The following is a 10,224-nucleotide window of genomic DNA, read 5'->3' as shown; positions in this document are numbered from 1 at the left end:
AAGGCAGTAACTCATGGATGTGACAGCGATCGCAGCAAGCGGAATGCAGCAGGATTTACGGCGAATTGACAGCATTAGCCAGAACATGGCCAATGTTTTGACGCCGGGCTATAAACGCCAAGTTCTTATGAGCAAGGATTTCAGTCAGCAAGTCCAGCAGGGACTGGCAGCGGTGACTGCCTTGCCGGCCGCCGGCATTGCGCCGGGTTCAGCAACCCAGCTCAGCATTGACGCCAGCGCCGGCACCTTGCGCTATACCGGCAATCCGCAGGACCTGGCGATCGACGGCATGGCTTTTTTTGAAATTGCGACCCCCGAGGGGCCGGCCTACACGCGCCAGGGCAGTCTGCACACGGATGCGCGCGGCCGGCTGGTGACGGCGGCCGGCGCCGCCGTGATGGGCGCAGGCGGCGACATCGTTGTGAAAGGTCCATTTGCCGTCGATGCCAATGGCGACGTGCGCCAGGGCGAGCGCGTGCTGACCCGGCTGAAGCTGGTGAGTTTTGCCAATCCGGAGGCCTTGCTGCCGCTGGGCGGCGGCGCTTACGCGCAAGGCGGCGCGCGCGTGGCCGAGCTGGATGTCGCGCCTTCGGTGCGCAGCGGCTACCAGGAAAATTCCAATGTCAACACGTCGCAGGAGATGGTGCGCCTGAGCGACACCATGCGCCACTTCGAGGCGCTGCAACGTGTGATCCAGGGCTATGACGACAGCCTGGAAAAAACCATACGCAAGCTGGGAGAGTTTTAAACCATGAACGACGCGCTTTACATTGCCGCCACCGGCATGCAGATGCAGCAGAAAAGTGTGGACACCATCGCCAACAACCTGGCCAACCTCAGCACCACCGGCTTCAAGAAATCGCGGGTGACGTTTGAGGACCTGGTGTACCGTGAACTGAACCGCGCGGGCGCGGCCGACGAGGGCCAGCCGGCGCGCAGCTTGTGGCACGGCGGCGGGGTGGGCATGTTTTCGCTGGCTAAAACCTTCACCCCGGGCGAATTGCGCAAAACCGATAGCCCGCTGGATCTCGCCATCCAGGGCGACGGCTTCCTGGAAGTGCTGATGCCTGACGGTAGCGCTGCGTATAGCCGTGGCGGCGCGCTGATGGTGGACCGCGACGGGTTCCTGGCCACCGCCGACGGCCATCAGCTCAAGCCGGCAATTCATGTCGGCCTGGATGTCAAGAGTGTGCAGGTGCGCGCGGACGGCCAGGTGCTGGTGCAAAGCCGGGACCAGTCGGCCGCGAGCGAGGCCGGCCGCATCGAGCTGAGCCACTTCAACGACACCACCGGCCTGGTCTCGTTGGGCAGCAATCTGTACCTGCCTTCGGCGCGCTCGGGCGACGCCGTGTACAGCAAGGCTGGCGAGGAGGGCGCCGGCACGCTGGCACAGGGGTACCTGGAAGCGTCCAATGTCAACCTGGTCAGCGAAATGGTGGATTTGATGGCGGCCCAGCGTGCCTATGAGAGCAGTGTCAAGGTGATCCAGGCAGCCGATGAAATGCTGGGCATGAGTAACAACCTGCGCAAATAAGGGCGGCGGTGGCAGTCAGCTGGCGTGCATTGGGAGCGGCGGTCTGCTTGCTCGGCGGTACGGCGCAGGCCAGCGAGATTGTGCTGACGCTGCGGTCCGAGGTACTGCTGACGCAGGCGCAGCTGAGGCTGGGCGACATTGCCGAGGTGAGCACTGCGGACGCGGCCCAGCAGCAAGCCTGGCGCCAATTGCCGCTGGGCTTGGCGCCATTGGCCGGACAGCTGGAACAGCGCGGCCGCGCCGAACTGGACCTGGTGCTGCACGCGCAGGCGCTGGCGCCGGGAAACACCATCGTCTGGCGCGGCGCCAGCAGCGTACGCTTGCAGCGCGCCAGCCAGATGCTGGAGGGCGAGCGGTTGCTGGAACTGGCGCAACAGCAGGTGCGGCAGGTCTTTGCCGCGCCGGACCTGGCGCTGGAGATCCGGCTGGCGGCGCCGCTGGTGCCGCTGCTGGCGCCCGCCGGCGACCTGCAGTACCAGGCCCGGCTTGCGGACGCTTCGCGCCTGCGTGCGCGCATGGCAGTGTGGATCGATGTGACCGCGCAGGGCACGCTGTACCGTTCGGTGCTGGTGCCGCTGGCGGTGCAGGCCTACCGCGAAGTGTACGTGGCGCGGCGCGCGCTGCCGGCCGGTACGCTGGCCACGGCGGCGGACTTTGCGCTGCGGCGCGAAGATGTGGCCGGACTGGCAGCCCCGGCGCTGGTGGCCGGCGCGCTGGACGCCGGCCTGCGGGTGCGCCAGGGCCTGGCTCCCGGCCAGGTGGCCGGGGTGCGCGACATGGCAGGCGATGACATGGTGCTGCGGGGCGAGCGCGTGCGCCTGGTCAGCAACAGCGCCGGCATCGCGATCGAGACCAGCGCGTATGTGCAGGCCGATGCAGTGGTGGGGCAGCGCGTGCGGGTCAGGCCCGAGCGCAGTAATGAAACAGTAGAGGCGCGGGTGCTTGCATCCGGTCTGGTCAGTATTGAAGGAAGATAGGAATAATGTTGCGCACAAGACTTAACTACGGGCTGCTGGCCTGGCTGCTGCTGGCAGCTGGCGCGCACGCAACCAGCTTGTACCAGCCAGGTGCCTACCAGGCACTGACCTCCGACCTGCGGCCGCGCCGCGTGGGCGACCTGATCACTGTGATGGTGTATGAGAGCTCGAGTGCCAGCAGCACGGCGCGCACCAGCGCCGGCCGGGATGCCGGCGTCGGTGTCGACCTGCACGCACCGGGCAAGCGCTACAACCTGGGCGTGAAATCAGACAACCAGCTCGATGGCCGCGGCCGCACCGAGCGCGAAGGTCGCGTGCTGGCCCAGATCACCGTGGCCATCAAGGAAATCACGGAGCAGGGCGACCTGGTGATCGCCGGCGACCAGCTGCTCGAAGTGAACAATGAAAAGCAGCAAATCCATGTGGAAGGCCGCATCCGTCCGCAGGACGTCTCCGACGCCAATGTGGTGCTGTCGACGCGCATCGCCGGCGCCCGCATCAGCTATGCGGGCCAGGGCGACCTGTCCGAAGTGCAGCGCCCCGCGTGGTGGCAGCGTTTCCTGACCTTGTTCGGGTTGTGATCATGCTGCGCGCACTGTTACTGGGGGCCTGCATGGCCGTTGCCGGCCTGGCCGGCGCTGCGGATGCCATCCGCATCAAGGACATCGGCAAGATCGCCGGCTGGCGCGAAAATGCGCTGACCGGTTACGGCCTGGTGACCGGCCTGGCCGGCACGGGCGATTCCAGCCGCAACAAGGCGACCCGCCAGTCGATCGCCAATATGCTGTCGCGCTTTGACATGACGGTGGTGGCGGACGACGTCCAGAGCCGCAACGCCGCGGCCGTGATGGTGACGGCCAGCTTGTCGCCGTTTGCACGGCCCGGCGATGCGCTCGACGTTACCGTCACCTCGGTGGGCGATGCGCGCAGCCTGGTGGGCGGCACACTGATCCTGGCGCCGCTCAAGGCCGCCAACGGCCAGGTGTATGCGCTGGCCCAGGGGCCGCTGTCGGTGGGCGGCTACAAATACGACATGAATGGCAACGTGGTGCAGAAAAACCATCCGACGGTGGCCGCAATACCGGGCGGCGCCACCGTGGAGCAGGGCGTGGCCAACGATGTCAGCAACAACGGCCAGAGCGTCACTTTTGTGCTGGCCGAGCCTGATTACACCACGGCCAGCCGCGTCGCGGCCGCCATCAACAGCACCTTGGGCGTCAACCTGGCGCTGGCGCAGGACGCCTCCGGGATTGAGATCAGCATTCCTGAAGCACGCCGCGCGCGGCTCACCGACTTCCTAACGGCGGTGGAAAACGTCTATGTCGAGCCGGACCGGCGTGCCAAGGTGGTCATCAACGAGCGCACCGGCACCGTGGTGGCGGGCGGCGATGTACGGATTTCCAAGGTGGCGGTGTCGCAGGGCGATCTCAAGGTCAGCATTGTGACCGACAACACGGTGTCGCAGCCGCTGCTGGTCAGTCAGACGGGAGCCGGCGTGCGCTCGGTCCGCGTGGCCAACAGCCGGGTCGATGTCGATGAGCAGGACGAGACCGGCTTTGTTGCGGCCGGCAGCAACACGGTGGCCGACCTGGTGCAGTCACTGACGCGCGTGAAGACCAATACCCGCGACATCATTTCGATTTTGCGCGCAGTGAAAGCGGCAGGTGCACTGCATGCTGAACTGGTTGTGCAGTAATTTTTCAGGAGAGAGAGCAGTGGTTCCGATGATAGACAGCAGTACGGTGAGCTTGCTGAGCCTGGCGCTTGATGCGGCCGGCCTGCGCCAGCAGGCGATCGCCCGCAACATCGCCAACGCCAATACGCCGGGTTACCAGCGGGTTGGCGTGCGTTTTGAAGAACAGGTGGCTGCGTTGCAGCAGGTGCTGGCGCAGGACCAGCGCCCCACGCTGGCCAGCCTGGCCGCCTACCGCCCCGCGCTGACGCCGGTAGGCGAGGCAGGGGAGCCGGTGGCGCTGGAGATGGAAATGGCGGCGCTGTCGGAAAACACGCTGCATCACCAGGCCTTGCTGAAGGCGCTCAATAAACATTTCTCGCTGATCGGCACTGCCATCGCGGAAGGCAAACGCTAATGGATTACAACGCCGCTTTTCAAATCAGCGCCAGTGGCATGGCGGTGGAAAAACTGCGCCTGGATGTCACTGCCGCCAACCTGGCCAATATGAACAACGCCGCTGCCAGCGTGGCCCAGGCCTACCGCCCGCTGCGCGTGATCAGCCAGGCGGCCCCGGTCGGGTTTGGCGCGCAGTTCAGCCAGCTGTATGGCGCCGGCGTCGAGGTGCTGGCGGTGGACGCCGAGGCGGTTGCGCCGCGCATGGTCTATGAGCCGGGCCATCCGTATGCGGACGCCAAGGGCATGGTGGCTTATCCGGCCGTCAATCACACGGCCGAAATGGTCAATCTGAACACCGCGCTGCGCGCCTATGAAGCCAATGTGGCCGCCATGAACGCGGCCCGCACCATGGCGTCGCGCGCGCTGGACATTGGAGGCCAGCAATGACGGTCGAGGCCATCGGTGCAGTGGCCGAGGCGGCGGCCATCATGGAACCGCAGGTGCCGGGCGTCGCCGCGTCGCCGGCCGGCTTTGGCGACTGGTTTGCCAGCGAACTGCAGGCGGTCAATACCCATCTGCTGCGCTCGGATCAGGAAGTGCAGCAGCTGGCGCTGGGCCAGGCCGGCAATCTGCACGAAGTCATGATACACATGGAAGAAGCCAAGCTGTCGTTCCAGTTGCTGGCGCAGGTGAGAAATCGCGTGCTTGAGGCATACCAGGAAGTCATGCGGATGCAGGTTTAGGAATAGGAAGCAGCAGCAATGAGAGAAACATGGAAACGCCTGGCGCCACAGGCCCGGGTTGGCCTGATCGCCGGCGCCGTACTGATCGTGACGTTGATGGCTGGTCTCGGCTTTTGGGCATACCGCACCGATTACCAGGTGCTGTTCTCGGAGGTTGCGCCGGCCGACGCGGCCGCGATGACGGCCGAACTGGAGAAGTTGAAAACGCCATATCAACTGGCCGATGGCGGCGCCACCATCCTGGTGCCGCGCGACCTGGTCTACAAGACACGCCTCAAACTCATGGGCAAGGAGCTGCCGCTGCATGGCGCGGTGGGCTTCGAGGTGTTCAACAATGCCGACTTCGGCATGACCGAGTTTGTGCAGAAAGTGAATTACCAGCGCGCGATTCAGGGCGAGCTGACCCGCACCATCCTGGCGATTGAAGAAATACAGGCGGCGCGCGTGCACCTGGCGCTGCCCGAGCAGGGCTTGTTCAAGAAAGCGCAAGCCAAGCCCAAGGCCTCGGTGACGCTGACCATGAAAAATGGCCAGACGCTGGCGCCGGAGCAGATCGCTGGCATCCAGCGCCTGGTGGCGGCATCGGTGCCCGACATCGTCAGTGGCGACGTGACTGTACTTAACCAGCATGGCGTGGCGCTGACGCGGCTGGCGCCGGCTGATGGCAGCGATGCCGGCATCAACCAGCTGGATGGCAAGCGCAGCACGGAAGACTATTTGCTGCGCAAAGTCACGCAAGTACTGGAGCGCACCTATGGCGCGGGCCAGGCGGTGGCCAGCGTCGATGTGGCGCTCGACCTGGACCAGAGCAAGGTGACCACCGAGGAAATTCTGCCAGCGAAAAATTCCGATCCTGCGGCCAGTCTGACGGGCGTGGTGGTGCGCGAGCGCAGTTCGGCGCACGAGGCCGCTGCTGCCGGCAACACGCTGGCGGGCGCCGGCAAGCCTGGCACGCCCGCCAGTAGCACCAGTGAATTCGACTACCAAGTTGGCCGCCGCGTTGAACAGACCGTGTCGGGGAGCGGCGGCATCAAGCGCATGACGGTGGCCGTGCTGGTCAAGCAGGGCATGGACCAAGCACAGCAGGACAAGCTCAAGGAAGTGGTCGGGCTGGCGGTCGGCGTCAATCCGCAGCGTGGCGACGCGGTGGTGGTGTATTCGATGCAGGCACTGGCAAATCCGCCGCTCACGCCGGGCTTGACGCCTGAGGCTGACGCTGACGCTACCGGCACGCCCACGGCCGCAGCGCAGGCCCCAGCGGCAAGGACTGTCACGGACGGCCGCGTCACTGCGGTCGTGCTGGGCGGCATCGCGGTGCTGGTACTGCTGGCAGCGCTGGCGTATGCGCTGGGCACACGGCGCCGTGCAGCGGCGTCGCCGCGCCTGAGCGACGCCGAACGTGAACAGATGCTGGGCCAGGTACGCGCGTGGATCGCCACGCCGTCCGCCGCCGATCCGGGGCGGCGGGCATGAGCGGCCACCGTCAGGCAGCCGCTGCACTGCATGGTCTGGACGAGCGCGACCGCAGCCTGATCTTGGATCAGTTGCCGCCTGCGGACCAGGCGACACTGCGTTCCTATCTGGACGAACTCAGCGCGCTGGGCTTTGAGGCAGCGCCGCTGGCCGCCATCATGCCGGCACCGTCGGCCGAGCTGGCCACGGCGTCGGCATTGGCAATCTACAGTCTGCTCGAACACGAGCCAGCCACGCTGGTCGCGCAGGTGCTGGCGGCACAGCCTTGGCGCTGGCGCGATGAGCTGTTGGCGTTATGCTCGCCAGCCCGCCGCGCAGCGATTGGGGCGGTGCAAGTGACGGCTGCCCCAGTCCTTCGCCGTTTCCTGCTGGAGTCACTGCGTAGCCGGCTGGCGGATGCTGCGCCGGTGGCGCCACGCCGCGTCACGCCACTGACGCCTCTGCTGCGCTGGGTGAAATCATGGCGGCAATAATCCACGCGCCGACGGTCGCTGCTGCCGGGCGCCAGTTGCGGCGCCCCGGCATGGTGGCCGCTGCCGGCCCGGCGTCCGTCCCCGGCACCCCCGTGGCAGCCGCTGCAGCAGTCATGCCCGTCGCCGGTCCTGTGGCGGCGCCAGCAGATGCCGAACCCTTGCTGCCGGCACCGTCGGCACTGCAAGAGGACGCCCGCCGCCTGCGTGAGCAGGCGGCGCAGCTGGAAGCGCGCGCACAGGCTCTGGCCCACGCAGAAACGGCGCTGCAGCAGCAACAGCAAGCGTTGGCACAGCAAGCGCAGCAGCTGAACGCGGCGCAGCAGCAGTTGCAGGACGAGTCTGCTGCCATCTGCGAGCAAGCCGAGCAGCGCGGTCATGCCCAGGGCTTGCAGCGGGGCGAGGACGCGGCGCACGAAGCGGCCGCCGCCCAGCGCGTTCGCCTGAACACCCTGGTACAGGCCCTGGAGCACGGACGCCAGGCGTGGCTGGAACAGCACGAGGACATGCTGGTCGAGATCAGCTTTGCCGCGATCTGCCGCATCCTCGGCGCGCAGGCGGCCAGCCGGGCCGGCTTGGCGTCACAGGTGCGCAGCCTGGTTGCAGGCGAGCGGGCGCTGGAGCAGCTCAGGGTGCGTCTGCATCCGCAGGATCTGCAACTGCTGGCAGCCGACCGTGGCGAGCTTGATGCGCGCCTGCAGCTCGAAGCGGACCACAGCATTGGCCTGGGCGGCTGCCTGATCGACGGCCCGCGCGGCACGCTGGATGCGCGCCTGGAGCTGCAAATACAGCAGCTGCGCGCCGCACTGGTGCTGGCCCGCAGCCAGCGGGAGGCAGCCGTTTGATGCAAGCGTATCTGAACGCCGTACAGCACGCCGTGCTGACCTGCCGCACTGGCCGGGTCCTGGGGATTTCCGGCAACAGCATCGAAGCACTGGGGCCGGACGCCGCCATCGGCGAACTGTGCGAAGTGCAGCAGGAGGGCGGCACCACCTTGCTGGCCGAGGTGGTCGGCGTCAAGCCCGGCCGGATCATACTGATGCCCTACGGCGATACGCGCGGCATCGGCGCCGGCAACCATATCCAGGCCAGCGGCCAGCCGCCCGGCATGCGCGTCGGCAGTGGCCTGCTGGGACGGGTCATCGACGCCTTTGGGGCGGCGCTGGACGGCGGCGCCATGCCGTTCACGGCAGAAGAGCGCAGCTTATTCGCGCCGCCGATCAATCCATTGACGCGGCCGCGCATCGCGCACGTGCTGGAGACGGGGGTGCGCGCCATCGATACCCTGCTGCCGCTGGGGCAGGGCCAGCGCGTGGGCATTTTTGCCGGTAGCGGCGTTGGCAAAAGCACCTTGCTCGGCATGCTGGCGCGCGACGTCAAGGCTGACGTCAATGTGATCGCCCTGATCGGCGAGCGCGGCCGCGAGGTACGGGATTTTGTGGAAAAAAGCCTGGGCGCGGACGGCCTGAAACGCAGCGTCGTGATCGTGGCGACGTCCGACCAGCCGGCGCTGGTACGCACGCGTGCAGCCCATGCGGCCACGGCGGTGGCGGAATACTTCCGCGACCAGGGCCGGCAAGTGTTGCTGATGATGGATTCGATTACGCGCTTTGCCATGGCGCGCCGCGAGATCGGCCTGGCGGCCGGCGAACCGCCCACGGCGCGCGGCTATACGCCATCGGTGTTTGCAGACCTTCCGGCGCTGTGCGAGCGCTGCGGCACGGCCGCCAGCGGCGGCGCCATTACGGCGCTGTACACGGTGCTGGTCGAAGGGGACGACTTCAACGAGCCGATCTCCGACATTGTGCGGGCCACGCTGGATGGCCACATCATGCTGTCACGCGAACTGGCGCATGCCGGCCACTTTCCGGCCATTGACGTGCTGCAAAGCGCCAGCCGGCTGGCCTCCGAACTGGCCAGTGCGGACGAGCGGCAGCTCATGGCGGAGGTGGTCGACCTGCTGGCCACGTTTGAGCGCAACCGTCAGATGGTGGACATGGGGGCCTACCGCGCCGGCAGCAATGCCGACATTGACCGCGCAATCGCGGTGGCGCCGGCGCTGCGCGAAGTGCTGCGCCAGTCAGTGCTGGAGTCGAGCCCGCGCGCGGTGGCCTTGCAGCGCCTGCGCGCCGCACTGGACGGGAGTGGCTGATGGCGCCCGCCCGCTTCCGTTATGCGCTGGAACCGGCGGCACTGCAGCGCCAGTGGACGCTAGATGCGCTGCTGCTTGAACTCAGCGAATGCAATGTCGCGCTGCGCCAGCGTCACGACGAGCACGGGCAGGTACTGGCCCAGCTGGCAGAAGGCCGCGCCGACTGGCTGGCCATGAGTGCGCCCGGCCAATTGCTGCAGGTCGACCGCCAGCGCCGTCTGGCGGGGTACCTGGAACAGCGCCAGCGCACTGCGGCGGCGCTGGCGCAGGCTTGCGATGCACTGGCGCAGCAGCGCGAACAGATTATCGCGCAGATCGGCGCGGCGCAGCGCGCGGTGGATGCGGTCCTGGCGCACAAGGACCAGGCGCGCGCAGTTTTTTTCAAGGCCCGGCTCAGCAGCGAATTCAAGCAGGCTGACGATCAATGGAATGTATTACAGACAGTAAGGAGCACAGATGGCGATGAATATTGAAGGTTACGGCGCGCTGGCGCCGGCGTCCGTGCGCCAGCGTCAGCAGACCGATGCGCGCCAGGATCGCTGGATGTCCGAGCTGGAGCATGCCATGCTGCAGTCGGCCAAGAAGCCGGTGTCGCCGGCGGCAAAGCACCAGCAACCGGCCGCGCCGCCACCAGCGCCGCTGCCGGAGAGCCCGCTGGATGGCGCAGGGCCGGATGCAGCGGTTGCCGCCGCTGCCGTGACGGCATCAGCGCCGTTGGCGCCAGCGGCGGTCGCGCCGCCCGGGAGCGAACCGGCCGCTGCTGCCGCGTCGAACCAGCCAGGTGCTGGCGCGGCAGCAGCGGCC

At 67.0% G+C, this 10,224-nt stretch carries 13 protein-coding genes and 1 pseudogene; all 14 read left to right on the top strand.

Annotated elements, in window-relative coordinates; all coding sequences use genetic code 11:
- The first annotated feature begins 13 nt into the window (after positions 1 to 13).
- A complete protein-coding gene (locus tag GTP58_RS28200; protein ID WP_255490795.1) occupies positions 14 to 748 on the top strand; it encodes a flagellar hook-basal body protein in 735 nt (244 codons plus the stop codon).
- Between the two features lie 3 nt (positions 749 to 751).
- Positions 752 to 1,534 carry a flagellar basal-body rod protein FlgG gene (gene flgG / locus GTP58_RS28195; protein WP_161080292.1) on the top strand — a complete coding sequence of 261 codons (783 nt, stop codon included), beginning with the start codon at positions 752 to 754 and terminating at the stop codon, positions 1,532 to 1,534.
- Between the two features lie 8 nt (positions 1,535 to 1,542).
- Positions 1,543 to 2,511 carry a flagellar basal body P-ring formation chaperone FlgA gene (gene flgA / locus GTP58_RS31535; RefSeq protein WP_161080291.1) on the top strand — a complete coding sequence of 323 codons (969 nt, stop codon included), beginning with the start codon at positions 1,543 to 1,545 and terminating at the stop codon, positions 2,509 to 2,511.
- 5 nt (positions 2,512 to 2,516) lie between these two features.
- Positions 2,517 to 3,092: a flagellar basal body L-ring protein FlgH gene (locus tag GTP58_RS28185; protein WP_161080290.1), complete on the top strand. Its 576-nt coding sequence runs from the start codon at positions 2,517 to 2,519 to the stop codon at positions 3,090 to 3,092.
- A 2-nt stretch (positions 3,093 to 3,094) separates the two neighbouring features.
- Positions 3,095 to 4,207, top strand: coding sequence for a flagellar basal body P-ring protein FlgI (locus GTP58_RS28180; protein ID WP_161080289.1), 1,113 nt, complete (start codon positions 3,095 to 3,097; stop codon positions 4,205 to 4,207).
- A 28-nt stretch (positions 4,208 to 4,235) separates the two neighbouring features.
- On the top strand, positions 4,236 to 4,601 hold the full coding sequence (gene flgB, locus GTP58_RS28175) for a flagellar basal body rod protein FlgB (protein WP_161080288.1): 366 nt from the start codon (positions 4,236 to 4,238) through the stop codon (positions 4,599 to 4,601).
- The gene (gene flgC, locus GTP58_RS28170) at positions 4,601 to 5,029 is read left to right on the top strand and encodes a flagellar basal body rod protein FlgC (protein WP_161080287.1); all 429 of its coding nucleotides are present in this window, start codon (positions 4,601 to 4,603) and stop codon (positions 5,027 to 5,029) included. Before flgB ends, flgC begins: the two co-directional genes overlap by 1 nt.
- Complete coding sequence (fliE, locus tag GTP58_RS28165; protein WP_161080286.1) at positions 5,026 to 5,325, top strand: flagellar hook-basal body complex protein FliE; 300 nt, start codon at positions 5,026 to 5,028, stop codon at positions 5,323 to 5,325. The genes flgC and fliE overlap by 4 nt, the downstream gene beginning before the upstream one ends.
- Before the next feature lie 18 nt (positions 5,326 to 5,343).
- A complete protein-coding gene (gene fliF, locus GTP58_RS28160) occupies positions 5,344 to 6,798 on the top strand; it encodes a flagellar basal-body MS-ring/collar protein FliF (protein ID WP_161080285.1) in 1,455 nt (484 codons plus the stop codon).
- A complete protein-coding gene (locus GTP58_RS28155; RefSeq protein ID WP_161080284.1) occupies positions 6,795 to 7,271 on the top strand; it encodes a hypothetical protein in 477 nt (158 codons plus the stop codon). Before fliF ends, GTP58_RS28155 begins: the two co-directional genes overlap by 4 nt.
- Positions 7,259 to 8,113, top strand: coding sequence for a FliH/SctL family protein (locus tag GTP58_RS28150; protein ID WP_161080283.1), 855 nt, complete (start codon positions 7,259 to 7,261; stop codon positions 8,111 to 8,113). The genes GTP58_RS28155 and GTP58_RS28150 overlap by 13 nt, the downstream gene beginning before the upstream one ends.
- Positions 8,113 to 9,420: a FliI/YscN family ATPase gene (locus GTP58_RS28145; protein WP_161080282.1), complete on the top strand. Its 1,308-nt coding sequence runs from the start codon at positions 8,113 to 8,115 to the stop codon at positions 9,418 to 9,420. The genes GTP58_RS28150 and GTP58_RS28145 overlap by 1 nt, the downstream gene beginning before the upstream one ends.
- Complete coding sequence (locus GTP58_RS28140; RefSeq protein ID WP_161080281.1) at positions 9,420 to 9,893, top strand: hypothetical protein; 474 nt, start codon at positions 9,420 to 9,422, stop codon at positions 9,891 to 9,893. Before GTP58_RS28145 ends, GTP58_RS28140 begins: the two co-directional genes overlap by 1 nt.
- Positions 9,877 to 10,224, top strand: a pseudogene (locus GTP58_RS28135) (hypothetical protein); the annotation flags it as partial. The gene GTP58_RS28140 and the pseudogene GTP58_RS28135, both read left to right, overlap by 17 nt.

Origin of the sequence: Duganella sp. CY15W, from assembly GCF_009857555.1 — a bacterium.
In the GTDB taxonomy this organism is placed as follows: domain Bacteria; phylum Pseudomonadota; class Gammaproteobacteria; order Burkholderiales; family Burkholderiaceae_D; genus Rugamonas; species Rugamonas sacchari.
This window is presented reverse-complemented; position numbering and strand designations above follow the sequence as displayed.